This is a genomic window from Oceanisphaera submarina, from assembly GCF_046521305.1.
Classification (GTDB): Bacteria; Pseudomonadota; Gammaproteobacteria; order Enterobacterales; family Aeromonadaceae; genus Oceanimonas; species Oceanimonas submarina.
Genome location: NZ_JBKGFN010000004.1, coordinates 217817 through 242692 on the forward strand (window position 1 = coordinate 217817; position 24876 = coordinate 242692).

General features: G+C 54.9%; 35 protein-coding genes. 33 read left to right on the forward strand and 2 right to left on the reverse strand.

Annotated features, from left to right (window positions below; genetic code table 11):
- Positions 1–86: 86 nt before the first annotated feature.
- On the reverse strand, positions 87–2708 hold the full coding sequence (gene ppc, locus ACLEIV_RS06330) for a phosphoenolpyruvate carboxylase (RefSeq protein ID WP_410455817.1): 2622 nt from the start codon (positions 2706–2708) through the stop codon (positions 87–89).
- 332 nt (positions 2709–3040) lie between these two features.
- Positions 3041–4195, reverse strand: coding sequence for an acetylornithine deacetylase (gene argE, locus ACLEIV_RS06335; protein ID WP_410455818.1), 1155 nt, complete (start codon positions 4193–4195; stop codon positions 3041–3043).
- 248 nt (positions 4196–4443) lie between these two features.
- On the opposite strand from argE, the gene argC reads away from it, so the two are divergent.
- The 33 genes from argC to rplQ all read left to right on the forward strand — a co-directional run bounded on the left by argC (position 4444) and on the right by rplQ (position 24447).
- Entirely contained in the window at positions 4444–5457 is a 1014-nt protein-coding gene (argC, locus tag ACLEIV_RS06340; protein WP_410455819.1) for an N-acetyl-gamma-glutamyl-phosphate reductase, read from the forward strand.
- 12 nt (positions 5458–5469) lie between these two features.
- Complete coding sequence (argB, locus tag ACLEIV_RS06345; protein ID WP_410455820.1) at positions 5470–6261, forward strand: acetylglutamate kinase; 792 nt, start codon at positions 5470–5472, stop codon at positions 6259–6261.
- 9 nt (positions 6262–6270) lie between these two features.
- Positions 6271–7188, forward strand: a complete 918-nt coding sequence (locus ACLEIV_RS06350) for an ornithine carbamoyltransferase (protein WP_410455821.1) — start codon at positions 6271–6273, stop codon at positions 7186–7188.
- On the forward strand, positions 7188–8399 hold the full coding sequence (locus ACLEIV_RS06355) for an argininosuccinate synthase (RefSeq protein ID WP_410455822.1): 1212 nt from the start codon (positions 7188–7190) through the stop codon (positions 8397–8399). Before ACLEIV_RS06350 ends, ACLEIV_RS06355 begins: the two co-directional genes overlap by 1 nt.
- A 256-nt stretch (positions 8400–8655) precedes the next feature.
- Positions 8656–10536, forward strand: a complete 1881-nt coding sequence (gene argH / locus ACLEIV_RS06360) for an argininosuccinate lyase (RefSeq protein WP_410455823.1) — start codon at positions 8656–8658, stop codon at positions 10534–10536.
- Positions 10537–10805: 269 nt separating this feature from the next.
- Complete coding sequence (gene rpsJ / locus ACLEIV_RS06365) at positions 10806–11117, forward strand: 30S ribosomal protein S10 (RefSeq protein WP_104487277.1); 312 nt, start codon at positions 10806–10808, stop codon at positions 11115–11117.
- 19 nt (positions 11118–11136) lie between these two features.
- Complete coding sequence (rplC, locus tag ACLEIV_RS06370) at positions 11137–11775, forward strand: 50S ribosomal protein L3 (protein WP_410455824.1); 639 nt, start codon at positions 11137–11139, stop codon at positions 11773–11775.
- 17 nt (positions 11776–11792) lie between these two features.
- Entirely contained in the window at positions 11793–12398 is a 606-nt protein-coding gene (rplD, locus tag ACLEIV_RS06375) for a 50S ribosomal protein L4 (protein ID WP_410455825.1), read from the forward strand.
- The gene (gene rplW / locus ACLEIV_RS06380) at positions 12395–12697 is read left to right on the forward strand and encodes a 50S ribosomal protein L23 (protein ID WP_071473729.1); all 303 of its coding nucleotides are present in this window, start codon (positions 12395–12397) and stop codon (positions 12695–12697) included. Before rplD ends, rplW begins: the two co-directional genes overlap by 4 nt.
- Positions 12698–12714: 17 nt before the next feature.
- Complete coding sequence (gene rplB, locus ACLEIV_RS06385) at positions 12715–13539, forward strand: 50S ribosomal protein L2 (protein WP_410455826.1); 825 nt, start codon at positions 12715–12717, stop codon at positions 13537–13539.
- 21 nt (positions 13540–13560) lie between these two features.
- Positions 13561–13839, forward strand: coding sequence for a 30S ribosomal protein S19 (rpsS, locus tag ACLEIV_RS06390; RefSeq protein WP_086964532.1), 279 nt, complete (start codon positions 13561–13563; stop codon positions 13837–13839).
- Between the two features lie 10 nt (positions 13840–13849).
- Complete coding sequence (gene rplV / locus ACLEIV_RS06395; RefSeq protein WP_104487232.1) at positions 13850–14182, forward strand: 50S ribosomal protein L22; 333 nt, start codon at positions 13850–13852, stop codon at positions 14180–14182.
- Positions 14183–14200: 18 nt separating this feature from the next.
- A complete protein-coding gene (gene rpsC / locus ACLEIV_RS06400) occupies positions 14201–14893 on the forward strand; it encodes a 30S ribosomal protein S3 (RefSeq protein WP_104487234.1) in 693 nt (230 codons plus the stop codon).
- A gap of 12 nt (positions 14894–14905) precedes the next feature.
- The gene (gene rplP, locus ACLEIV_RS06405) at positions 14906–15319 is read left to right on the forward strand and encodes a 50S ribosomal protein L16 (protein WP_204796583.1); all 414 of its coding nucleotides are present in this window, start codon (positions 14906–14908) and stop codon (positions 15317–15319) included.
- Positions 15319–15510: a 50S ribosomal protein L29 gene (rpmC, locus tag ACLEIV_RS06410; protein WP_071473723.1), complete on the forward strand. Its 192-nt coding sequence runs from the start codon at positions 15319–15321 to the stop codon at positions 15508–15510. The genes rplP and rpmC overlap by 1 nt, the downstream gene beginning before the upstream one ends.
- A 1-nt stretch (position 15511) precedes the next feature.
- The gene (rpsQ, locus tag ACLEIV_RS06415) at positions 15512–15772 is read left to right on the forward strand and encodes a 30S ribosomal protein S17 (protein WP_204796584.1); all 261 of its coding nucleotides are present in this window, start codon (positions 15512–15514) and stop codon (positions 15770–15772) included.
- Between the two features lie 157 nt (positions 15773–15929).
- Positions 15930–16298: a 50S ribosomal protein L14 gene (rplN, locus tag ACLEIV_RS06420; RefSeq protein ID WP_087036464.1), complete on the forward strand. Its 369-nt coding sequence runs from the start codon at positions 15930–15932 to the stop codon at positions 16296–16298.
- A gap of 11 nt (positions 16299–16309) precedes the next feature.
- The gene (gene rplX, locus ACLEIV_RS06425; RefSeq protein WP_298716702.1) at positions 16310–16627 is read left to right on the forward strand and encodes a 50S ribosomal protein L24; all 318 of its coding nucleotides are present in this window, start codon (positions 16310–16312) and stop codon (positions 16625–16627) included.
- Positions 16628–16641: 14 nt separating this feature from the next.
- Positions 16642–17181: a 50S ribosomal protein L5 gene (gene rplE / locus ACLEIV_RS06430; RefSeq protein WP_104487245.1), complete on the forward strand. Its 540-nt coding sequence runs from the start codon at positions 16642–16644 to the stop codon at positions 17179–17181.
- Positions 17182–17192: 11 nt separating this feature from the next.
- Entirely contained in the window at positions 17193–17498 is a 306-nt protein-coding gene (gene rpsN, locus ACLEIV_RS06435; RefSeq protein ID WP_204796586.1) for a 30S ribosomal protein S14, read from the forward strand.
- A 22-nt stretch (positions 17499–17520) separates the two neighbouring features.
- Positions 17521–17913 carry a 30S ribosomal protein S8 gene (rpsH, locus tag ACLEIV_RS06440; RefSeq protein WP_104487250.1) on the forward strand — a complete coding sequence of 131 codons (393 nt, stop codon included), beginning with the start codon at positions 17521–17523 and terminating at the stop codon, positions 17911–17913.
- A gap of 9 nt (positions 17914–17922) precedes the next feature.
- Positions 17923–18456 carry a 50S ribosomal protein L6 gene (gene rplF, locus ACLEIV_RS06445; protein WP_410455827.1) on the forward strand — a complete coding sequence of 178 codons (534 nt, stop codon included), beginning with the start codon at positions 17923–17925 and terminating at the stop codon, positions 18454–18456.
- Between the two features lie 9 nt (positions 18457–18465).
- Positions 18466–18819 carry a 50S ribosomal protein L18 gene (gene rplR / locus ACLEIV_RS06450; RefSeq protein ID WP_410455828.1) on the forward strand — a complete coding sequence of 118 codons (354 nt, stop codon included), beginning with the start codon at positions 18466–18468 and terminating at the stop codon, positions 18817–18819.
- A 14-nt stretch (positions 18820–18833) separates the two neighbouring features.
- Positions 18834–19334: a 30S ribosomal protein S5 gene (gene rpsE / locus ACLEIV_RS06455; RefSeq protein WP_104487256.1), complete on the forward strand. Its 501-nt coding sequence runs from the start codon at positions 18834–18836 to the stop codon at positions 19332–19334.
- Positions 19335–19341: 7 nt separating this feature from the next.
- Positions 19342–19524, forward strand: coding sequence for a 50S ribosomal protein L30 (gene rpmD, locus ACLEIV_RS06460; RefSeq protein WP_104487259.1), 183 nt, complete (start codon positions 19342–19344; stop codon positions 19522–19524).
- Positions 19525–19528: 4 nt separating this feature from the next.
- A complete protein-coding gene (gene rplO / locus ACLEIV_RS06465; RefSeq protein ID WP_410455829.1) occupies positions 19529–19963 on the forward strand; it encodes a 50S ribosomal protein L15 in 435 nt (144 codons plus the stop codon).
- 8 nt (positions 19964–19971) lie between these two features.
- Positions 19972–21303: a preprotein translocase subunit SecY gene (gene secY, locus ACLEIV_RS06470; RefSeq protein ID WP_104487263.1), complete on the forward strand. Its 1332-nt coding sequence runs from the start codon at positions 19972–19974 to the stop codon at positions 21301–21303.
- Positions 21304–21329: 26 nt separating this feature from the next.
- Positions 21330–21443 carry a 50S ribosomal protein L36 gene (rpmJ, locus tag ACLEIV_RS06475; protein ID WP_298716673.1) on the forward strand — a complete coding sequence of 38 codons (114 nt, stop codon included), beginning with the start codon at positions 21330–21332 and terminating at the stop codon, positions 21441–21443.
- Positions 21444–21580: 137 nt separating this feature from the next.
- Positions 21581–21937 carry a 30S ribosomal protein S13 gene (rpsM, locus tag ACLEIV_RS06480; RefSeq protein WP_410455830.1) on the forward strand — a complete coding sequence of 119 codons (357 nt, stop codon included), beginning with the start codon at positions 21581–21583 and terminating at the stop codon, positions 21935–21937.
- Positions 21938–21951: 14 nt separating this feature from the next.
- Positions 21952–22344 carry a 30S ribosomal protein S11 gene (gene rpsK / locus ACLEIV_RS06485; protein WP_014290661.1) on the forward strand — a complete coding sequence of 131 codons (393 nt, stop codon included), beginning with the start codon at positions 21952–21954 and terminating at the stop codon, positions 22342–22344.
- A 30-nt stretch (positions 22345–22374) separates the two neighbouring features.
- The gene (gene rpsD, locus ACLEIV_RS06490) at positions 22375–22995 is read left to right on the forward strand and encodes a 30S ribosomal protein S4 (protein WP_298716653.1); all 621 of its coding nucleotides are present in this window, start codon (positions 22375–22377) and stop codon (positions 22993–22995) included.
- A 25-nt stretch (positions 22996–23020) separates the two neighbouring features.
- Positions 23021–24010, forward strand: coding sequence for a DNA-directed RNA polymerase subunit alpha (locus tag ACLEIV_RS06495; protein WP_410455831.1), 990 nt, complete (start codon positions 23021–23023; stop codon positions 24008–24010).
- Between the two features lie 44 nt (positions 24011–24054).
- Positions 24055–24447, forward strand: a complete 393-nt coding sequence (rplQ, locus tag ACLEIV_RS06500) for a 50S ribosomal protein L17 (RefSeq protein ID WP_410455832.1) — start codon at positions 24055–24057, stop codon at positions 24445–24447.
- The last annotated feature ends 429 nt before the right edge of the window (positions 24448–24876 follow it).

Genomic DNA, 24876 nt, shown 5'->3' on the forward strand with positions numbered 1-24876 from the left:
CGTTCAGGCACCTCCCTGTTACGCTCAGGACAAGCCTCTGACCGCCAGGGCTGGGTAAGATGGTAGGCCCGAGCCCCTGGGGGATATTACCCGGTGTTGCGCATACCGGCGGCGATGCCGGCGATGGTGACCATGAGCGCCTGATCCAGCACCGGGTGAATCTCACCCTGCTGGCGCGAACGGTTCAGCAACTCGGCCTGCAAGACGTTGAGCGGATCCGTGTAGGGATTGCGCAACTTGATGGACTCTTTGATCCAGGGCTCATCGGACAGTAGCTCCGCTTCCTCTTTAAGCTGTAAGACCAGCGTCATGCTGGCCTGTAGCTCGCTACGCAAGCGTTTGCCCAGCGGCTTGAGCCCGGCCGGTACCAGCAGGCTGTCGTAGTAGGCGGCCAGGCCGGGATCGGCCTTGAGGAACACCATCTCGAGCATGTCGAGCCGGGCGCGAAAGAAGGGCCAACGCTTGTGCATGGCCATCAGGGTGCTTTCCTGCCCGTCGGCTATCACCTTTTCCAGCCCCTTGTGGGCACCAAGCCAGGCGGGCAACATCAGCCGATTCTGGGTCCAGGCGAAAATCCAGGGAATGGCGCGCAGGCTTTCCACTCCGCCGTTGGGCTTGCGCTTGGCCGGACGAGAGCCGAGCGGCAGCTTGCCCAGCTCCAGTTCGGGGGTGGCGGCGCGGAAATAAGGCACAAAGTCCGGCTCGTCGCGAATAAGCGAACGATAGTGGGCGCAGGACACGTCGGCCATGGTGTCCATCAGCTCGCGCCATCGAGGCTCGGGCTCGGGCGGCGGCAGCAGGTTGGCTTCCAGCACGGCGCCGGCATAGAGGGCGAGGCTGTCGATGGCCACCTTGGGCAGGCCGAACTTGAAGCGGATCATCTCGCCCTGCTCGGTGACCCGCAGACCACCGAGGGTAGAGCCGGGAGGCTGGGCCAGAATGGCCTGCCGCGCCGGACCGCCGCCGCGGCCCAGGCTGCCGCCCCGGCCGTGGAACAGGGTCAGTTTGATCTGTTCCTGCTCGCTGATGGCCACCAGTTTTTCCATGGCACTGTACTGGGCCCAGCCCGCGGCCATCATGCCTGCATCCTTGGCCGAGTCGGAGTAGCCGATCATCACGAACTGACGACCCTGCAGATAACCGCGATACCAGGGCAGATGATACAGCTGCTCGATGACCTCGGCACCGTTGTTGAGATCGTCCAGGGTTTCGAACAGGGGCGCCACCGGCAGCGGGAAATCGACGCCGCACTCTTTCAGCAGCAGTTGCACCGCCAGCACATCGGACGGGGCGCCGGCCATGGAGATGATGTAGATGCCGAAGGCGTCTTGCGGGTGATCGGCAATCACCTTGCAGGTATCCAGCACTTCTTTGGTGTCGGCGCTCGGTTGCCACTGGCGCGGCAGCAGCGGGCGACGGGAATTGAGCTCGTTGAGCAGAAACGCCTGCTTGTCGGCTTCGCTCCAGTCGGCGTAATCACCGAGACCGAGGTAACGGGTGATTTCGGCGAGGGCCTGGGTGTGGCGTTCGCCGTCCTGACGCACATCCAGCTTGAGCAGATGGATGCCGAAACAGGCTACCTTGCGGATCACGTCCAGCAGCAGGCCGTCGGCAATCTTGCCGAGACCGCACTCTTGCAGCGAGCGATAACACAGCTCCAGCGGCTGGCGCAGTTGCTCAGTGGTAGTGATCAGATCCCGGGCATCGGTGCTCTGGCCCTGCACCCTGGCGTTGAGGTGCATCAGGGTTTCGCGCAGATCTTCGCGCAGGGTGCGCAGTATGGCCCGGTAGGGTTCGTCGCTCTGATCGGCGGCACGATAGAGCTCATCATTGGCCTGGGACATCGACAGCTCGGACACCAGTTCCTGGATGTCGTTGAGAAACAGTGAGCTGGCCATCCAGCGGCCGAGCAGCAGTACTTCCCGGGTCACCCTGGCGGTCACGAAGGGGTTGCCGTCCCGGTCGCCGCCCATCCAGGAGGCAAAGCGCACCGGAGCAGCGTCCAGCGGCAACCGGATGCCCAGCTGTTCATTCAACTGGCTGTCGAGCTGGCGCATGAACTTGGGCAGGGCAGGCCAGAGGCTGTTTTCGATCACCGCAAAGCCCCACTTGGCTTCGTCGACCGGGGTCGGCCGCTGGGAACGAATTTCGTTGCTGTGCCAGGCCTGGGTGATCAACTGCTCGACCCGGGCCAGCAGCTCGGTTTTTTCCGTCTCCGGCAGATCCAGTTCCAGCGCCGCCAGGCAGTCGTTGAGCTGAACGTGTTTGTGGATAAAGGTGCGGCGGGTCACTTCTGTGGGGTGGGCGGTCAGCACCAGTTCGATATCCAGTGCATCCACCGCCGCCTTGATGCTGTCTTCATTTACGTCGGCGGTTTTCAGCCGCTCGAACACCTGGCTGAGCGGGCCGGAGCCGGCTTGATGCTGGGTTTCCCGGGAGATGGTATGAAACTGTTCGGCCACGTTGGCCAGGTTGAGAAACTGACTGAAGGCTCGAGCTACCGGCAACAGTTCATCGTCACTCAGGTGCTTGAGGGTATCCAGCAATTGCTGTTGATCGTCATCGTTACCCTGGCGGGCCGATTTGGCCAGTTGGCGAATGGTTTCTATCTTGTCGAGAAAGGCCTGACCGTGGTGATCCTTGATGGTGTCGCCCAACAGTTGCCCCAGCAGGCCGACGTTGGCCCTGAGTGCTGCGTGATTATCCATATCTGCCTCATCTGTATAATTGTTATAGCTTGTTTCCGCTGAATGTTATCTAGCCACCTTTCGCTATACCGGTCAATCTTGCCGAAGACGGACCGGCATTTTTGGGATCTGTTTCGCTAAATACAGGGTGGAGGGGCTGAGGGGGAGGAGTGAAGTCGGGGCAGAAGGGCAAGGGTCGGCTCCGCCGATACGTCATATGATATGACACTCGCTGCTTCAGCCTGCCGTGAATATCCACTGGCTATTCGGCCAGGCTGCAACGGTGAGTGTCATTCTCCGTAGCGTGTTGGAGGAGGCAATCTTGTTGCCTCTTTTCCGCACGCAGTAGACGACTACTTCTTCTCTATGCAGAAACGGCTGACCAGCTGTTGCAGCACGTCTACGGTTGGTTTGACGAAGGACAGGTCCAGGTATTCGTCTGGCTGGTGTGCCTGGGCGATGTGGCCCGGGCCCAGCACTATGGTCTGGCAGCCCAGCTGATTGATAAAAGGCGCCTCGGTGCAGTAGTTGACCGCTTCGGCCTTGTGACCGGACATGGCTTCCGCCGCCTGGACCAGCTCGCCTTCCGGATCCGTGCCATAGGCCGGAATGGGCTCGTGCAGGTGAGTCAGTTCCAGCGTCTTGGGATACTGCTCCCTGATCGGCTCCAGCGCATGGTGCAGCAGGCCCAGCAGCTCGTCGGGGCCCACGCCGGGGATGGGACGCATGTCGAAGTGCAGTTCGCAGCAGGCACAGATGCGGTTGGGGCTGTCGCCGCCATTGATATGACCCAGGTTGAGGGTGGGCTGGGGCACCTTGAAATGGTGATTTCCGTAGTTTTCCTTCAGCTGGCGCTGCAGATCCAGCAGGCGCCCCATTACCTGATGCATGATTTCCAGCGCGTTGATGCCGTTGGCCGGGTCCGAGCTGTGACCACTTTTACCGGTGATGCGAATGGCTTCCGACATGTGGCCCTTGTGCATCATCACGGGTACCAGGCCGGTGGGCTCACCGATGACCGCGTAATCGGGCTTGATGGACATGGCGCTGGCGATGGCGCGGGCACCGGCCATGGTGGTTTCTTCGTCGGCGGTGGCCAGAATGCGGATGGGCTTGGTGAGTTTGCCCAGATCCAGGTCTTTCAGCGCTTCCACGATAAAGGCGAAGAAACCTTTCATGTCGATGGTGCCGAGGCCGTAAAGTCGGTTGCCTTCTTCGGTGAGCTTGAACGGGTCCTTGGTCCAGCGGCCCGGATCAAACGGCACCGTATCGGTATGGCCGGCCAGCAGCAGGCCGCCATCGCCTTCGCCCTTGGTGGCCAAAAGATTGAACTTGCCGGGCAGGTCGGGCAGTTCGGTCACCTCGACCGCAAAACCGAGCTGGCTGAACCAGTCCGCCAGCAGTCGGATCACCTGCTCGTTACTCTGATCCCAGCTGCTTTCTGTGCTGCTGATGGAGGGGAGGGCGATGATGCTGCGGTACATGTCCAGCAGTTTGAGCGATGTCATAGGATCTCCGTCGGAAATTATCTAATTTAAATTCAACACAATTGCATAAATATGTTTTTATTGCTAGGCTGCCAACTTGTTCTTTTCCGGGTAACTAGCGTAACAGATGGCCATGTATTTCCTCTCTTCGATACAGCGACGACGACAGCTCGCCTGAGCCTTTTCTCTAGGGTGACATAAGCCCTGAAAACACGCTAGGCTGACGCCTGCATCTATACCAAGCCGAATTCAAACTGACGGATACGCCCATGTTAAAAGCTGCAATTATTGGTGCCAGTGGTTATACCGGAGCCGAGCTGGCCGGCCTGATCCAGCGTCACCCCAATCTGACTCTGTCCGGCCTCTATGTGTCTGACGGCAGCCAGGATGCGCATAAATCGTTCGCAAGCCTGCACCCGCGCTGGCGCGGCGTGATTGACCTGCCTTTGCTGCCGCTGGATGAAGAAGCCCTGAGCCGCATTCATACCGAAGCAGATCTGGTGCTGATGGCCACCGCCCACGAAGTGAGCCACGATCTGGCGCCGGGTTTTCTGGCCAAGGGGCTGCCGGTATTCGATTTGTCCGGTGCCTTCCGGGTACCCGGCGAAGGCTTCTACGAGCGCTTCTATGGTTTTCAGCATCAGCATGGTGACTTGCTGAGCCAGGCCGCCTACGGTCTGGCCGAATGGAATCAGGACACCATCAAGGCGGCGAAGCTGATTGCCGTGCCCGGCTGCTATCCCACCGCCTCGCTCAGCGCACTCAAGCCGTTGCAGGCCGCGGGCCTGATTGCCGAGGGCAGCAGGCCGATTATCAGTGCCGTATCCGGCGTCAGCGGTGCCGGCCGCAAGGCAAGCATGGCCAACAGCTTCTGTGAAGTCAGCTTCAAGCCTTATGGCGTACTCAATCATCGCCATCAGCCGGAAATCAGCCATCATCTGAGCAATCAGGTTGTATTCCAGCCGCATCTGGGCAACTTTATTCGTGGTATTCTCGCCACCATCTATGTGCAGCTGAACGACGATGTCAGCGACGAGCAGATTGCCGTCGCTTACCAGCAGGCATACCAGGGGCAGAAAATCGTGCGCCTGACCGGCCAGTGGCCGCAGATCAACGATGTGGCGGGTACGCCCTTCTGCGACCTGCACTGGGCCCGGGACGGCAACCAGCTGATCGTGGTGTCGGCGATAGACAATCTTTTGAAAGGCGCGGCCAGTCAGGCCATCCAGTGTATCAATATTCACCAGGGATTCTCGCCGCTGGCGGGCCTGGTTCAGGAGTAATCAAGGATGACAATGCAACCATCATCGCAGTCGCCGCTGGTCGTAAAATTGGGTGGCACCCTGCTGGAAAGCGACAAGGCCCTGGCGGCCCTGTTTACTACCCTCAAGGCATTTTTCGACGACTCGGGCCGTCCGTTGCTGCTGGTTCATGGCGGCGGCGTGCTGGTAGACAACCAGCTCAAGGCCATGGGCCTGACCTCCACCAAGAAAGACGGCCTGCGGGTGACCCCTTTCGATCAAATTCCGGTTATCGCCGGTGCCCTGGCCGGCACCGCCAACAAGCTGTTGCTGGCTCAGGCGATCGCGCACGACATCAAGTCGGTCGGCCTGTGTCTGGCAGACGGCGGCCTGTGCCGGGTCAGCCAGCTGGATCCCGAGCTGGGCGCCGTGGGTCAGATTGAAGGCGGTGACGCCACCCTGATCAACACCCTGCTGGCCGGAGGCTTCCTGCCGGTGGTCAGCTCCATCGGCATTACCTTCGACGGCCAGCTGATGAACGTGAATGCGGATCAGGCCGCCACCGCCATTGCCGAGATTCTGGATGCGGACCTGGTGATGCTGTCGGATGTGAGCGGCATTCTCGACGGCAAGGGCCAGCGTATCGCCGAACTGAACGAGGCGGACGCCCTGGAGCTGATGCAACAGAACATCATCAAGGACGGCATGGCGGTCAAGGTCAAGGCGGCGCTCAAGGCCACCAAGATCCTGGGCAAACCGGTGGCCGTGGGCAGCTGGCGCTATCCGGAGCAATTGTTGTCGCTGCTGGCCGGCGAGTCCGAGTACGGCTCTCGGATTTCCCATTAAGGAGGCGTTATGCAGCATTTACTGAGCCTGAAAGATTACAGCAAACAACAAATCGAACAGATCCTGAGCCTGGCCAAAGACCTCAAGGCCAACCCGGCCAAATATGCCGACGCTCTCAAGGGCAAGAGCGTGGTTACCCTGTTCGAGAAACCCTCGCTGCGTACCCGGGTGACCTTCGACATCGGTATCAACCGGCTCGGTGGCCATGCGGTGTACCTGGACAGCCAGAATGGTGCCATGGGCAGCCGGGAAACGGTACAGGACTTTGCCGCCAACCTGTCTCGCTGGTCCGATGCCATCGTGGCCCGGGTATATGAGCACCAGACCCTGGTCGAAATGACAAAATATGCGCAAGTACCGGTGATCAATTCGCTTTGTAACCTGTATCATCCGTGCCAGGCGCTGGCGGACTTCATGACCATTGCCGAGCATCATGAGGATTTGAGCAAGATGCATCTGGTCTATGTGGGCGATGGTAACAACGTGACCAACTCACTGCTGCTGGCCGGTGCCATTCTGGGCTCTACCGTCACCGCCGTGTGCCCTCGTGGCCACAATGTGGATGCGCAGATCCTGAAGGAAGCCGAGGCGCTGGCTGCCGTCAGCGGCGCCCGGGTTCGGGTGACCGATAACCTCGATGAAGTGGAAGGCATTGATGTGCTCTATACGGACACCTGGGTGTCCATGGGCGATGAAACGCCATTGGAGCAGGTGAAGGAAATCTTCATGCCGTATCAGATCAATCAGGCCATGCTCGACAAAACCGGAGCCAAACAGGTGCTGCATTGCCAGCCTGCCCACAGGGAGTGGGAAATAACTTCCGAGGTGATGGATGGCCCTGCCTCCTTTATCCTCGACCAAGCTGAAAATCGCATGCACGTCCAGAATGCCGTGCTGCTGACATTGATTAACAGGGATATTCATTAATGAGCCAATTCAAAAAAATTCTGCTGGCCTATTCTGGCGGTCTGGACACTTCTGCCATCATTCCGTGGTTGAAAGAGAACTACGAAGGTTGTGAAATCATCGCCTTCGTGGGGGATGTGGGTCAGGGCGCCGAAGAGCTGGAAGGCATCGAAGCCAAAGCCATCGCCTCCGGCGCGGTCAAGTGCATCGTGGCCGATTTGAAAGACGAGTTCGTAAACGACTATGTCTATCCGACCCTGACCACCGGCGCCATCTACGAAGGCACCTACCTGCTGGGTACCTCCATGGCTCGTCCTGTCATTGCCAAGGCCATGGCCGAAACGGCTCTGGCCGAAGGCGCCGAAGCCATTGCCCACGGTTGTACCGGTAAGGGTAACGATCAGGTACGTTTCGAAGGTGCCGTCGCGGCACTGGCTCCGCAGCTGGCGATTATTGCCCCCTGGCGGATCTGGGATATGCGCAGCCGTGAAGACCTGCTGAATTACCTGGCCGAGCGCAATATCAAGACTACTGCCAGTGCCACCAAAATCTATTCTCGTGATGCCAATGCCTGGCACATCTCCACCGAAGGTGGCGAGCTGGAAAGCACCTGGAACGAGCCATCCGAGCACGCCTGGACCTGGACCGTGTCTCCGGAGCAGGCGCCCGACAAGGCCGAGACTCTGTCACTGACCGTTGAGAAGGGCCGCATCGTGGCCATTGACGGCCAGGCCATGAGCCCGTATCAGGTGCTGGTTAACCTGAACGACCGTGCCGCCAAGCACGGCGTAGGTCGGGTCGACATCGTCGAGAACCGCCTGGTAGGCATGAAGTCTCGTGGCTGCTACGAAACTCCCGGTGGTACCGTGATGATGGCGGCCCTGCGTGCGGTAGAAGAGCTGGTGCTGGACAAGCCGACTCGCGCCTGGCGTGAGCGTGTGGGTGCCGAGTTCTCCCACCTGGTCTATGACGGCCGCTGGTTCACCCCGCTGTGCAAGGCGCTGCTGGCGTCTGCCGACGCTATCGCCGAAGACGTGTCCGGTGAAGTGGTGCTGAAGATGTACAAGGGTCAGGTAACGGCCATTCAGAAGTCTTCGCCCAACAGCCTGTACTCGGAAGAGTTCGCTACCTTCGGTGAGGACGAAGTGTACGACCAGAGCCACGCCGAAGGCTTTATCCGTCTGTACTCACTGGCCAGCCGCATCAAGGCGCTGAACAGCCTGAAAAAATAAGTGTTACTACACAGGGTAACGCTTAACCAGAGGGGGCTTTATGCCCCCTTTTTACTTTATAGCCGAAAGCAGTCAGTCGTGGCTGTAAGTTCAAGATAAAAACAGAGCCTGGATTTTGGTGTTTTCTTTGGCTGACAGCTTAAAGCTTACGGCGTACGGCTTTGTTTTCAGTATAATATCGCGCAACAATCAGGCAGACCCTTCACAGGTTTGGCTAAGCATCAATTTTAGCAATGTCGTCAAGGAGTAAAAGGTTATGGCACTTTGGGGTGGACGTTTCAGTCAGGCGGCAGATGCCAAGTTCAAGCAGTTCAATGATTCTTTGCGTTTCGATTATCGTCTGGCGGAGCAGGATATCGTCGGCTCCATTGCCTGGTCCCGGGCCCTGACGAAGGGCGGGGTGCTGACGGTGCAAGAGCAGCAGAAAATCGAGCTGGCACTCAACGACCTGAAACTCAAGGTCATGGAAGATCCCGAGCAGATCCTTCAGTCCGATGCGGAAGATATTCACTCCTGGGTCGAAGGCCACCTTATTTCGGCGGTCGGCGATCTGGGCAAGAAATTGCATACCGGTCGCAGCCGTAACGATCAGGTGGCCACCGATCTCAAACTGTGGTGCAAGCAGCAGGTTCCGCCGCTGCTGGCCAAGCTGGATGAGCTGCAAAAGCAGCTGGTAGCGGTGGCGCGTCAACAGCAGGCCACGGTACTGCCGGGTTATACCCACCTGCAGCGCGCCCAGCCGGTGACCTTCGCGCATTGGTGCCTGGCGTATGTAGAGATGCTGGAGCGGGACTTTACCCGACTGCAGGATGCACAGAAGCGCATGGATACCTGCCCGCTGGGCTCCGGCGCCCTGGCCGGTACCGGTTTTCCCATCGACCGTCATGATCTGGCTCACTCTCTGGGTTTTTCTTCCCCTACGCGTAACAGCCTGGATTCGGTGTCCGACCGTGACCATGTGCTGGAGCTGATGAACTGTGCCACCAATTCGATGATGCACCTGTCGCGCTTCGCCGAAGATTTGATTTTCTACAACTCCGGTGAATCCGGCTTCCTCGAACTGTCCGATCGGGTAACTTCCGGCTCCTCCCTGATGCCGCAGAAGAAAAACCCGGATGCCCTGGAGCTGATCCGTGGTAAATGCGGCCGGGTATTCGGTGCCTATGCGGGCATGATGATGACTCTGAAGGCGTTGCCGCTGGCCTACAACAAGGACATGCAGGAAGACAAGGAAGGCCTGTTCGACGCACTCGACACCTGGTATGACTGTCTGGAAATGGCCGAGATGGTGTTGCACGACATCAAGCTCAACGAAGACAAGACCCGGGAAGCGGCTCAGGGCGGCTATTCCAATGCCACCGAAATGGCCGATTATCTGGTATCCAAAGGCATTCCGTTCCGGGAAGCGCACCATATCGTGGGTGCCATAGTGGTACACGCCATCAGCAAGAAATTGCCGATGGAAGAGCTGCCCATGGCGGACTTCAAGGAATTCAGCCCGTTGATTGAAGAGGATGTCTACGGCAAGCTGTCGCTGGAGTCCAGCCTGGCCAGCCGTTGCGCCTTGGGTGGCGTGGCGCCGGATCAGGTTGAATTTGCCCTGAGCAGCGCCGAGCGCCGGCTCACGCAGCGGGATACTTCGGGTATTCATGTGCGCAGTGCACGGCTGACCGATTTGGATGCCATCGAGCGCATGGTGAACTACTGGGCCAACATCGGCGAGAACCTGCCCCGTACCCGCAAGGAGCTAATCCAGTCGGTGGGCGAGTTTGCGGTGACCGAGACCCAGGGGCAGATCAGCGGTTGCGCTTCCCTGTATGTGTATGACACCGGGCTGGCGGAAATTCGCTCCCTGGGTGTAGAGCCCGGCTTCCAGAACCAGGGCCAGGGCCGGGCGCTGGTGGAGAAAATCCTCAAGAAAGCCGAGGACATGGCCATTGAGCGCGTCATAGTGCTGACCCGGGTACCGGAGTTCTTCATGAAGCTGGGCTTCAGTGCCACCAGCAAGACGCTGTTGCCGGAGAAGGTGATGAAAGACTGCGATCTGTGCCCGCGCCTGCATGCCTGTGACGAGGTGGCGCTGGAAGTGGTACTGAAAGGCAAGACCGTTCTGATTGGCAAGAACAAGGTCGCCTGAAACCAAGGCAGACCATCTGAAACTAAAGCCCGGTTAATTGAAACAGGTTGCTTAAAAAATGACACGACCGGCTTGCATGCGCCGGTCAAATCCGTATAATTCAGCTCGCTTGGTGTATTGCCGAGCGAGCCGAAAGGCTCCTGTCAGGTAGCTCCTGGCGATACAGGCCCCCGATATGGCGGGCACCGTTGTTAAATCACACCCCCTCTTTTATCTGAAAGAGCAGGCGGTGCTGATTTTATGTTCTTTATCCAATTGGAGCTCTGGTAATGCAGAACCAAAGAATTCGTATCCGCCTGAAGGCATTCGATCACCGTCTGATCGATCAGTCTACTGCGGAGATCGTAGAAACTGCCAAGCGCACCGGCGCCCAGGTTCGCGGTCCTATCCCGCTGCCGACGCGCAAAGAGCGCTACACCGTACTGACATCTCCACACGTGAACAAAGATGCACGTGATCAGTATGAAATTCGTACTCACAAGCGTCTGGTAGACATCGTTGAGCCGACTGATAAAACAGTTGATGCTCTGATGCGTCTGGATCTGGCTGCTGGCGTCGACGTCCAGATCAGCCTGGGCTAATAACGGAGAGGTTTTATCAATGGCAATCGGTCTAGTAGGTCGTAAGCTGGGTATGACCCGTGTCTTCACCGAAGACGGCGTGTCCATCCCGGTCACCGTTATCGAAGTAGATGCCAACCGTGTTACCCAGGTTAAAACTCTGGAACTGGATGGCTATCAAGCTGTTCAGGTGACCACTGGCATCAAGAAAGCGAATCGTATCACCAAGCCTGAAGCGGGTCTGTTCGCTAAAGCTGGCGTGGAAGCGGGTCGCGGTCTGTGGGAATTCCGCCTGGGTTCAGGTGAAGGCGAAGGTATCGAAGTCGGTGCCGAGCTGAAAGTAGACATCTTCAACGATGTCAAGAAAGTAGACGTTACCGGTACTTCTAAAGGTAAGGGTTTCGCTGGCGCTGTTAAGCGTTGGAACTTCCGTACCCAGGACATGACTCATGGTAACTCCTTGTCACACCGCGCTCCGGGTTCAATTGGTCAAAACCAATCACCGGGTAAAGTGTTCAAAGGCAAGAAAATGGCCGGTCACATGGGTGCTGAGCGTGTAACCACGCAAAACCTGGAAGTGGTCCGCGTTGATGTTGCTCGTAACCTGCTGCTCATTAAAGGTGCAGTACCTGGTGCGACTAACGGCAACGTCATCGTTAAACCTGCCGTTAAAGCGTAACGTCTGAGGAGATAGTAATGGAATTGGTAATGAAAGACGCGCAAGGCGCTCTTGAAGTTTCCGAAACTACCTTCGGGCGTGAGTTCAACGAAGCTCTGGTGCATCAGGTTGTAGTAGCCTATGCCGCAGGTGCTCGTCAAGGTACTCGTGCTCAGAAGACCCGTTCCGAAGTGTCTGGCGGCGGCAAGAAGCCGTGGCGTCAAAAGGGCACTGGCCGGGCCCGTGCCGGTACCATCCGCTCTCCTATTTGGCGCGGTGGTGGTGTGACTTTTGCAGCTAAGCCGCAAGATCACAGCCAGAAGGTCAACAAGAAGATGTACCGTGGTGCCATCAAAAGCATCCTCTCTGAGCTGGTACGTCAAGAGCGTCTGATCGTGGTTGAGAAGTTTGGTGTTGAAGCCCCGAAGACCAAAGAACTGATCGCCAAGCTGAAGCAATGGGATCTGACTGATGTTCTGATCGTCACTGCCGAAGTGGACGAGAACCTGTTCCTCGCCTCACGTAACCTGTACAAGGTTGACGTGCGTGACGTGGCTGGTATCGACCCGGTTTCTTTGATCGCGTTCGACAAGGTATTGGTAACTGCCGACGCAGTTAAGCAAATCGAGGAGATGCTGGCATGATCCGTGAAGAGCGTATTCTGAAAGTTCTGAAGGCGCCGCATATCTCTGAAAAAAGCACCATGGTTGCCGAAAAAACCAACACTATCGTGTTCAAGGTTGCCAAGGATGCTACCAAAGCTGAAGTTAAAGCTGCGGTCGAGAAGCTGTTCGAAGTTGAAGTTAAAGATGTTCGCACGTTGCTGGTGAAGGGTAAAACCAAACGCACCGGTAACCGCATGGGCCAGCGTTCCGATTGGAAAAAAGCCTACGTGACCCTGAAAGAAGGTCAGGACATCGACTTCATCGGCGGCGCCGAGTAAGAGAGGAGTAATTCAAAATGGCAATCGTAAAATGTAAGCCTACTTCTCCGGGTCGCCGTCATGTAGTCAAGGTCAGCAACCCGGAACTGTACACAGGCAAGCCGTTCGCCGCCCTGCTGGAGAAAAAGTCCAAGTCAGGTGGTCGTAACAACGCCGGTCGTATTACCACTCGCCATATCGGTGGTGGTCACAAGCAGCACTATCGTCTGGTTGACTTCAAGCGCAACAAAGACGGTATCCCGGCTAAAGTAGAGCGTCTGGAATATGATCCTAACCGCTCCGCTAACATCGCCCTGGTGCTGTATGCAGATGGTGAGCGTCGCTACATCCTGGCACCGAAAGGTGTCCATGCCGGCGATCAACTGCTGTCTGGTGATGCCGCTCCGATCAAGGCCGGTAACTGCCTGCCGATGCGCAACATCCCCGTTGGTAGCACTGTGCACGCCATCGAGATGAAGCCTGGCAAGGGCGCGCAGATCGCACGTTCTGCCGGTACTTCCGCCCAGATCCTGGCGCGTGAAGGCACCTATGTCACCCTGCGTCTGCGCTCCGGCGAAGTACGTAAAGTACTGGCCGAGTGCCGTGCAACTCTGGGTGAAGTAGGTAACGCCGAGCACATGCTGCGTCAGCTGGGTAAAGCCGGTGCTACGCGCTGGCGTGGCGTTCGTCCTACCGTTCGCGGTGTGGCGATGAACCCGGTAGACCACCCGCATGGCGGTGGTGAAGGCCGTACCTCTGGTGGCCGTCACCCGGTTACACCTTGGGGCAAGCCGACCAAGGGTGCCAAAACCCGTAAAAATAAGCGTACCGACCAGTTCGTGGTACGTCACCGTAACAAGTAATAGTTTTTTAGAGGTATCACCATGCCACGTTCTCTCAAGAAAGGTCCGTTTATCGACCTGCACTTGCTGAAGAAGGTAGAGAAAGCGGTGGAAAGCGGGGAAAAGAAACCAATTAAGACTTGGTCCCGTCGTTCAATGATCATTCCGAACATGATCGGTTTGACCATCGCTGTCCATAATGGTCGTCAGCACGTGCCTGTCTTCGTTTCCGAGGAAATGATCGGCCATAAGCTGGGCGAATTTGCACCGACTCGTACTTATCGCGGCCATGTCGCTGATAAGAAGGCCAAGAAGCGTTAAGGGGTAAAAGATGGAAGCTATAGCTAAACACCGCTTTGCTCGCACTTCTGCCCAGAAGGCGCGCCTGGTAGCCGATCAAGTCCGTGGTCTGACCGTAGACAAGGCACTGAATGTCCTGACTTTCAGCCCCAAAAAGGCTGCCGTTCTGGTTAAGAAAGTACTTGAATCTGCCATTGCTAATGCCGAGCACAATGAAGGTGCGGATATCGATGAGCTGACAGTGGCCAAGATCTTCGTTGACGAAGGTCCTACCATGAAGCGTATTCGTCCTCGTGCCAAGGGCCGCGCGGACCGTATCATGAAGCGTACCAGCCACATTACTGTGGTTGTGTCCGACCGCTAAGAGGCTAGGAGATAAGCAATGGGCCAGAAAGTACACCCGAATGGTATTCGCTTAGGTATCACCAAGCCTTTTAATTCGACCTGGTTTGCGAATACCAAGGACTTCGCTGATAACTTGCACAGCGATTTCCAAGTGCGTCAGTACCTGAAGCAGGAACTGAAAAACGCTTCCCTTTCTCGTATCGTGATCGAGCGTCCGGCCAAGAGCATCCGTGTGACTATTCACACCGCTCGTCCCGGCGTTGTCATCGGTAAGAAAGGCGAAGATGTGGAAAAACTGCGCAAGCACGTGGCCAAGCTGGCTGGCGTTCCTGCACAGATCAACATTTCCGAAGTGCGTAAACCTGAGCTGGACGGACAGCTGGTGGCCGATTCTATCGCCTCCCAGCTGGAGCGCCGTGTCATGTTCCGTCGCGCTATGAAGCGTGCGGTACAGAACGCGATGCGTATCGGTTCCAAAGGCATCAAGGTGGAAGTTAGCGGTCGTCTGGGCGGCGCTGAAATCGCGCGTACCGAATGGTACCGCGAAGGTCGTGTGCCTCTGCACACCCTGCGTGCCGATATCGACTATGCAACTTCTGAAGCATCTACCACTTACGGCATCATCGGCGTGAAGGTTTGGATATTCAAGGGTGAAGTTCTGGGCGGCCTGCAAGCCGTAGCTCAAGAACCAGCTCCGTCCAAGCCCAAGCGCAAAGGCCGCGGTAAGTAAGGAGACTCGGATATGTTGCAACCAAAACGTACGAAATTCCGTAAAGTCCACAAAGGCCGCAACCGCGGTGTGGCGACCTCAGGTAACCTGGTTTCTTTCGGTACCTTTGGTCTGAAGGCGACCACTCGTGGACGTATTACTGCTCGTCAGATCGAAGCAGCACGTCGTGCCATGACCCGTCACGTCAAGCGTCAAGGTAAAATCTGGATCCGTATTTTCCCGGATAAGCCGATTACCGAAAAGCCCCTCGAAGTTCGTATGGGTAAAGGTAAAGGTAACGTGGAATACTGGGTTGCCCAGATTCAGCCGGGTCGTGTCCTGTACGAGATGGACGGTGTACCTGAGGCTCTGGCTCGCGAAGCCTTTGCACTGGCTGCTGCCAAGCTGCCGGTTAGGACCACTTTCATAACTCGGACGGTGATGTGATGAAAGCACAAGATCTGCGTGAAAAGAGTGTTGAAGAACTGAACCAGGAACTGCTGGGCCTGCTGCGTGAGCAATTTAACATGCGCATCCAGGCAAGCACCGGCCAACTGGCTCAGACTCACAACATCAAAAATGTACGTCGCGACATCGCGCGTGTTAAGACTGTTTTGAACCAAAAGGCAGGTGCGTAAGATGAGCGATTCTAACGTTCGTACTCTGCAGGGCAGTGTAGTTAGCGACAAGATGGACAAGTCCATCACCGTAGCTATCAGCCGTTTCGTGAAGCACCCGATCTACGGGAAGTACATGAAGCGCACTACCAAGCTGCACGTGCATGACGAAAACAATGAATGTTCTACCGGCGACGTAGTGACCATTCGCGAATGTCGTCCGCTGTCCAAGACCAAGTCCTGGACTCTGGTAAAAATCATTGAGCGCCCGGTTAAAGCCTAACGTTCTCTGATATACTTACCTGGTCAAACGGCCCTGCACGGGGCCGTTTGTTTTTTTATTGTACTCTTTCGGTTTGGCAGTGCTATAATGCCGCGCCTTCAAAGGCAGCCAATATCCCGAAAGGGTTTTAAAGTAGTCACTTTAGCGGAGCACTAACATGATCCAAATGCAAAGTATGCTGGACGTGGCCGACAATTCCGGTGCGCGTAGCGTAATGTGTATTAAGGTCCTGGGTGGTTCGCACCGCCGCTACGCCGGCATCGGCGACATCATCAAGGTTACTGTCAAGGAAGCAATTCCGCGCGGTAAGGTTAAGAAAGGTGATGTAATGAACGCGGTGGTCGTTCGCACTCGGAAAGGCGTTCGTCGTCCGGACGGCTCTGTCATCCGTTTCGACCGCAATGCGGCCGTGATTTTGAATAGCAATCAACAGCCGATCGGAACTCGTATTTTTGGTCCTGTGACGCGTGAACTTCGTAATGAGAAGTTCATGAAGATTGTTTCACTGGCACCTGAAGTACTGTAAGGAGTCAAACGATGGCAGCTAAAATCCGTCGCGATGACGAAGTCATCATTCTTACCGGCAAAGACAAGGGCAAGCGTGGCACCGTCACCAAAGTTCTGGTCAATGAAGGTAAAGTAATCGTTGCAGGTCTCAACCTGAACAAGAAACACCAAAAGCCGGTTCCACAACTGGGCCAGGCTGGCGGTATTATTGAGCAGGAAGCGCCTCTCGATGTATCTAACGTAGCGCTGTTCAACTCTGCCTCTGGCAAGGCTGATCGCGTTGGTTTCCGGTTTGAAGACGGCAAAAAAGTCCGTTTCTTCAAGTCCACCGGCGAACTTGTGAAGTAATTGGAGTTTATACGATGGCGAAACTGCATGGTTACTACAATGAAACTGTAGTAAAAGAACTGTCTAGTCAGTTCGGGTATAAGTCTATCATGCAAGTCCCTCGGATTGAGAAAATCACCCTGAACATGGGTGTGGGTGAAGCTCTGGCTGATAAAAAGATCCTGGATAATGCCGCTGCCGATATGGCTGCCATTTCCGGTCAAAAGCCATTGATCACCAAAGCTCGTAAATCCGTTGCTGGCTTCAAAATCCGTGAAGGCTACCCCATTGGTTGTAAAGTAACTCTGCGCGGCGAGCGTATGTGGGAGTTCCTGGAGCGTTTGATTTGTATCTCTATTCCCCGGATCCGTGACTTCCGTGGCCTGAACGCCAAGTCGTTCGATGGTCGTGGTAATTACTCCATGGGCGTGCGTGAGCAAATCATTTTTCCTGAAATCGATTATGACAAGGTAGATCGTGTGCGCGGTATGGATATTACCATTACCACCACTGCCCAGTCTGACGAAGAAGGTCGTGCTCTGCTGGCTGCCTTTAACTTCCCATTCCGTAAGTAAGGTGTAGGGTTATGGCAAAACAATCAATGAAAGCTCGCGAAGTCAAGCGCGCAAAGCTGGCTGATAAATTTTCGGCCAAGCGTCAGGCACTGAAAGAAATCATCTCTAACGTGAACACTTCTGACGAAGCACGTTGGGATGCGGTGCTGAAACTGCAGCAATTGCCCCGTGACGCAAGTCCCTCTCGTCAGCGTAACCGCTGCAACATCACTGGTCGTCCGCACGGTTTCCTGCGGAAGTTCGGTTTGAGCCGCATCAAGGTGCGCGAACTGATGATGAAGGGTGAAATTCCAGGCCTGAAGAAGGCTTCTTGGTAAGCGAACACGGGAGTAATACACAATGAGCATGCAAGATCCGATCGCGGATATGCTGACCCGCATCCGCAACGGTCAGGCAGCCAACAAAGTTGCTGTCACCATGCCTTCTTCCAAAGTAAAAGTGGCTATCGCCCAGGTACTGAAAGAAGAAGGTTATATTGCTGACTTTAACGTCGTTGGTGAGACCAAAGCCGAACTGGAAGTGACTTTAAAGTACTTCGAAGGCGAAGCTGTAGTCGAACTGATCCAACGCGTCAGCCGCCCCGGTCTGCGCATCTATAAGAAGCGCGACGAACTGCCGAAAGTAATGGCAGGTATGGGTGTAGCTATCGTTTCCACGTCCCAAGGTGTGATGACCGACCGTGCCGCGCGTAAAGCGGGTATGGGCGGTGAAATCATCTGCTACGTTGCATAAGGAGTAGATATGTCTCGCATTGCTAAGGCACCTATCGAAATTCCTGCCGGCGTAGAAGTGACGTTGAACGGTCAGGAAATCACCGTCAAGGGTAGCAAGGGTACTTTGAACCGTACCATCAATGCTGCCGTTGAAATCAGCCAGAATGATAACGTGTTGACGTTTGCCCCGCGTGAAAACGTAGCAAACGCAAATGCCCAGTCCGGCACTGCCCGTTCCCTGGTCAACAACATGGTTATCGGTGTTACCGAAGGCTTCGAACGCAAGCTGCAGCTGGTTGGTGTTGGCTATCGTGCCCAGATTAAAGGCAATGCTATTGCACTGTCTCTGGGTTTCTCTCACCCGGTTGAGCATGCGCTTCCTGAAGGCGTATCAGCTGAATGTCCGACTCAGACCGAGATTGTTCTCAAGTCTGCGGACAAACAGCAGATCGGTCAGGTCGCTGCCAATATTCGTGCGTACCGTAAACCCGAGCCTTACAAAGGCAAAGGTGTTCGCTATTTCGGCGAACAGGTCCGCAGTAAAGAGGCTAAGAAGAAGTAAGGTAACACTATGGACAAAAAAGCAGCTCGTATCCGCCGTGCTACCAAAGCACGTAAAAAGATGCTGGAACTGGGTGCGACTCGCCTGGTGGTTCACCGTACTCCGCGCCACATCTATGCACAGGTTATTGCACCGAACAGCACAGTTGTTCTGGCTTCCGCGTCTACCGTGGAAAAGTCAGTACGTGAGCAGGTGAAGTATACCGGTAACGTCGATGCCGCCACGGTAGTAGGTAAAGCCATCGCTGAGCGCGCTCTTGAAAAAGGCGTAACAGTTGTCGCTTTTGACCGTTCCGGTTTCCAATATCACGGTCGCGTAGCCGCACTGGCTACAGCTGCACGTGAAGCTGGTCTTCAGTTCTAAGGGTGGAGTCGAAAATGGCAAAAATCGAAGCTCAAGCCGGTGAACTGCAAGAAAAGCTCATTGCAGTTAACCGTGTATCAAAAGTTGTAAAAGGTGGTCGTATCTTCTCCTTCACCGCTCTGACGGTTGTAGGTGACGGTAACGGTCGTATTGGTTTCGGTTACGGTAAAGCCCGTGAAGTTCCTGCTGCCATTCAAAAGGCAATGGAACAGGCTCGCCGTAACATGCGTACAGTTGGTCTGAACAACGGCACCTTGTTCCATCCGGTAAAAGGTCGTCACTCTGGTTCAAACGTATTCATGAAGCCTGCTTCTGACGGTACCGGTATCATTGCCGGTGGTGCAATGCGCGCCGTACTGGAAGTTGCCGGTGTACATAACGTACTGGCCAAGACTTACGGTTCCACTAACCCGAACAACGTAGTTCGCGCTACCATCGACGCTCTGACTCAAATGAAGTCACCTGAGCAAGTCGCTGCCAAGCGTGGTCTGCGCGTTGACGAAATACTGGGGTAATGCGCCAATGGCTAACAAGACTGTAAAAGTAACACAGACTCGCAGCTCCATCGGCCGTTTGCCTAAGCATAAGGCAACGTTGCGTGGCCTGGGTCTGCGTCGCATTGGTCACACCGTCGAGCTGGAAGATACAGCTTGTGTACGCGGTATGATCAACCAGGTTTACTACATGGTTAAGGTTGGGGAGTAATCGCATGCGTTTGAATACTCTGTCTCCGGCCGCCGGCTCCAAGCCCAGCGCCAAGCGCGTTGGTCGTGGTATCGGTTCCGGCCTGGGTAAAACCGGTGGCCGCGGCCACAAAGGTCAGAAATCCCGCTCCGGCGGTAAGGTTCGCAACGGTTTTGAAGGCGGTCAGATGCCGTTGAAACAGCGTCTGCCGAAGTTTGGTTTCACTTCCCGTAAAGGTCGTGTCACTGCCGAAATTCGTCTGAGCGAACTGGCTAAAGTTGAAGGCAATGTGGTGGATCTGAACACCCTGAAGCAGGCTGGCTTGGTTACCAAGAATATCCAGTTTGCCAAAGTAGTTCTGTCTGGCACCATTGACCGTCAAGTGACTGTGGTTGGTCTGGGCGTCACCAAAGGTGCACGCGCAGCCATCGAAGCTGCCGGCGGTAAAATCGAGGAATAATAAGTACTATGGCCAAGAAACCAGGATTAGATGCTAAAAGCGCACAGGGTGGGCTGGGTGAACTGAAGAGTCGTTTGCTTTTCGTTCTTATCGCGATCGTTGTATTTCGCGCCGGCTCCTATGTGCCTATTCCTGGAATTGACGCCGCCGTACTTGCCGACTTGTTCCAGCAACAGCAGGGTACCATCATTGAAATGTTCAACATGTTCAGTGGTGGTGCTCTGGAACGAGCGTCCATACTGGCGCTGGGGATAATGCCGTATATTTCTGCGTCCATTATCATCCAGTTGCTGACTGTGGTTCACCCCGCCTTGGCTGAGCTCAAGAAGGAAGGTGAATCTGGCCGTCGAAAGATCAGTCAGTACACCCGGTATGGCACCCTGGTTCTCGGCACCATCCAGGCCATCGGTATTGCCACTGGTTTACCGAATATGATGCCAGGACTCGTGGTTAACGTGGGTCTCGGTTTCTATTTCACAGCAGTGGTGAGTCTGGTCACCGGTACCATGTTTTTGATGTGGTTGGGTGAACAGGTAACCGAACGAGGCATTGGCAATGGTATCTCGTTGATTATCTTCGTGGGTATTGTTGCTGGTCTGCCATCGGCCATTGGTGCCACGGCAGAGCAGGCGCGTCAGGGGGAATTGCACATATTGTTGCTGTTACTGCTGGCCGTGATTGTGTTTGCGGTAACGTACTTCGTGGTATTTGTTGAACGTGGCCAGCGCCGCATTGTGGTGAACTACGCCAAGCGTCAACAAGGTCGCCAAGTATTCGCAGCACAGAGTACACACCTGCCCTTGAAAGTGAACATGGCGGGGGTTATTCCGGCAATTTTCGCATCCAGCATTATCCTGTTCCCGGGTACCGTAGCCTCTTGGTTCGGTCAGGGGGAGGGGTGGTTTGCCAATATTCTGCAAGAGGTCTCTCTGACTCTGCAGCCTGGTCAGCCGCTGTACGTAATGTTGTATGCCGCTGCCATTATCTTTTTCTGTTTCTTCTATACCGCCTTGGTGTTCAACCCGCGCGAGACGGCAGATAACCTGAAGAAGAGTGGTGCTTTCATCCCAGGCATACGTCCGGGTGAGCAGACAGCGCGCTATATCGATAAAGTAATGACTCGCCTGACTCTGGTTGGTGCCCTGTACATTACCTTTATCTGTTTGGTTCCACAGTTTTTGATGACAGCCTGGAACGTCCAGTTCTACTTTGGTGGTACCTCGCTGTTGATTATTGTGGTCGTCATCATGGACTTCATGGCTCAGGTGCAAACCCACATGATGTCCCATCAGTATGGCGATGTCCTGAAAAAAGCGAACCTGAAAGGTTACAACCGTTAAGGTTCGGTTATTTACGGAGTTAAGCAATGAAAGTTCGTGCTTCCGTTAAGGCAATCTGCCGTAACTGCAAAATCGTCAAGCGCCACGGTGTGGTGCGTGTACTTTGCTCAGAGCCTAAGCATAAACAGCGCCAAGGCTAAAAAAGTTACGGTTTGACTTGTAAATTAAAGGCGAGCTGGCTAAAGTAGCCAGCCACCTTTGTTGGGTGTCTGTGTCATTACGTATCCTAGACGGGCTTTGTAATGGCTTTATATTTTTTAATTTGTAGGAGTGCATAGTGGCCCGTATCGCTGGCATTAACATTCCTGACCATAAACATGCAGTTATTGCGTTAACTGCGATTTATGGCGTCGGCCGTACCCGCTCTAAAGCCATTTGTGCTGCAGCCGGTATCGCTGAGGATGTGAAAATCAAAGAATTGGATGAAGCTCAGGTAGAAACCCTGCGTGAGCAAGTGGCGAAATTCACCGTAGAAGGTGACCTGCGCCGCGAGATCTCCATGAACATCAAGCGTCTGATGGACCTGGGTTGTTACCGAGGTCTGCGTCATCGCCGCAGCCTACCCCTTCGTGGTCAGCGCACCAAGACTAATGCGCGTACGCGCAAAGGTCCTCGTAAACCGATCAAGAAATAACGGGAAGGTAGATCATGGCTAAAACTCCGGCTCGTAGTGCGCGCAAGCGCGTTAAAAAGCAGGTGAGCGACGGCATTGCCCACGTTCATGCATCTTTCAACAACACCATAGTAACTATTACTGATCGTCAGGGTAATGCTCTTTCCTGGGCTACTGCTGGTGGTTCAGGTTTCCGTGGTTCACGCAAGTCCACCCCGTTCGCTGCTCAGGTAGCTGCAGAGCGTGCCGGTGAGATTGCCAAAGAATACGGCGTTAAGAACCTGGAAGTAATGGTGAAAGGTCCGGGTCCGGGCCGTGAGTCATCCATTCGGGCGTTGAATGCTGCGGGTTTCCGCATCACCAACATCACCGATGTGACTCCCATCCCGCACAACGGTTGTCGTCCTCCGAAGAAGCGTCGCGTATAACACTTCTTGTAGGATAGTTGGAGAAAGAACATGGCAAGATATCTGGGTCCCAAGCTCAAACTGAGCCGTCGCGAGGGCACTGACCTCTTCCTGAAGTCAGGCGTTCGCGCGATAGATTCAAAATGTAAAATTGATACTGCACCTGGTCAGCATGGCGCTCGTAAAGCCCGTCTGTCCGACTACGGTGTACAGCTGCGTGAAAAGCAGAAAGTTCGTCGTATCTACGGCGTGCTGGAAAAGCAATTCCGCAACTACTATAAAGAAGCTGCTCGCCTGAAAGGCAATACCGGTGCGAACCTGTTGCAGCTGCTGGAAGGTCGTCTGGACAACGTTATTTACCGCATGGGTTTCGGTGCCACTCGCGCCGAGTCTCGTCAGCTGGTCAGCCATAAAGCTATCCTGGTGAACGGTAAAGTTGTCAACATTCCTTCCTTCCAAGTTTCTCCCGAGGATGTTATCAGCATTCGCGAGAAGGCCAAGAAGCAAGCCCGGATCAAAGCCGCTCTTGAGGTTTCCGGTCAACGTGAAAAGCCGACTTGGGTAGAAGTTGACGCTACCAACATGCAAGGCGTTTACAAGCGTCTGCCTGAGCGTAGCGACCTGTCTGCCGAAATTAACGAACAGCTGATCGTCGAGCTTTACTCCAAGTAAAGCTAGCTTCTATAGAGAGGACACAATGCAGGGTTCTGTAACAGATTTTCTTAAGCCGCGTCTGGTTGATATCGAACAGATCAGCCCGACTCATGCCAAAGTGACTCTCGAGCCGCTGGAGCGTGGCTTTGGTCATACATTGGGTAATACGCTACGTCGTATTCTGCTTTCTTCCATGCCCGGTTGTGCGATCACCGAAGTCGAATTAGACGGTGTATTGCATGAATACAGCAGCAAGGAAGGTATTCAGGAAGATATCCTGGAGATCTTGCTTAATCTGAAAGAGATTGCTGTCAAGCTGGAAGGCAAGGACGAAGTCACCCTGTCGCTGACCAAAACTGGTGCAGGTCCCGTAACGGCAGGCGACATCACCCATGGTGATGACGTTGAGATCGTTAACCCAGAGCACATCATCTGTCATCTGACAGGGAATGATGCCGAAATCAGCATGCGTCTGAAAGTACAGCGCGGTCGGGGTTATGTTCCTGCCTCTGCCCGTGCTCATACCGAAGACGACGAGCGTCCTATTGGTCGTTTGTTGCTGGATGCGGCATACAGCCCCGTGGTTCGTATCGCCTACAATGTTGAGGCGGCCCGTGTTGAGCAGCGTACCGATTTGGATAAGCTGGTTATCGACATGGAAACCAACGGCACCTTGGATCCCGAAGAAGCCATTCGTCGTGCAGCCACTATCATGGCTGAACAACTGGAAGCCTTCGTCGACCTGCGTGACGTGAGCGAACCGGAAGAGAAAGAAGACAAGCCTGAGTTCGATCCTATCCTGCTGCGTCCTGTCGACGATCTGGAACTGACAGTTCGTTCTGCGAACTGTCTGAAGGCTGAAGCGATCCACTACATTGGTGATCTGGTACAGCGTACCGAGGTGGAGTTGTTGAAGACTCCCAACCTGGGTAAAAAATCTCTTACCGAGATTAAAGACGTGTTGGCGTCTCGTGGTTTGTCTCTGGGCATGCGCCTTGAGAACTGGCCGCCTGCCAGCATCGCTGATGAATAAACCGGGTCACGGGTTTTACAGATTTAGTTAGGAAGGATTAGGTCATGCGCCATCGTAAGAGTGGTCGTCAACTTAACCGGAACAGCAGCCACCGTCAGGCAATGTTCCGCAACATGGCTAGCTCCTTGGTTCGTCATGCAGTTATCAAGACGACTCTGCCCAAGGCAAAAGAGCTGCGTCGAGTGGTTGAGCCTCTGATCACATTGGCTAAAAGCGACACAGTCGCCAACCGTCGTTTGGCATTTGCCCGTACTCGCGACAGCGAAGTAGTTGGCATCTTGTTCAACGAACTGGGACCTCGCTACCAGGAGCGTCCGGGTGGTTACACCCGCATCCTGAAGTGTGGATTCCGTGCTGGCGATAACGCGCCTATGGCTTATATTGAGCTGGTAGGTCGTGATATCGAAGCAACAGAAGCAGCCGTTTCTGAAGAATAAAAACAAAAGCCGGGTTCGCCCGGCTTTTTCTTTATCTAACCGCAACAAAACCGGTCCTAAGTCATCAGCTGTCAGAAAAGTATCGCACTACAACTCCTGCCAAATTCAGAATAAACATCATCAATACCATAGCTGTCAGAAAGGCAGCGCTCTTTGCCGTCCAGCTGGACGCACTTATCTATAGTCATATCTAAATTGAGCTCCTGATCCTAGCCAGGAAGAAGACGGCCAGATAACACACCGTTTTGCATAGTATTCGTGCCCGATATTAATTTACCGTTAACCTAACAGCTTAAAGATGACGCTTACCGCTGTATCTTGTTGGTAAACCTGTGTGTAACCTGTGCTTATGCTGGGTATTTAAGCAATTGATCGCCAAAGGCCTGTTTTTATCAAAAAAGCCCTTGCGCAAAATCGGCCGCTCCCTAT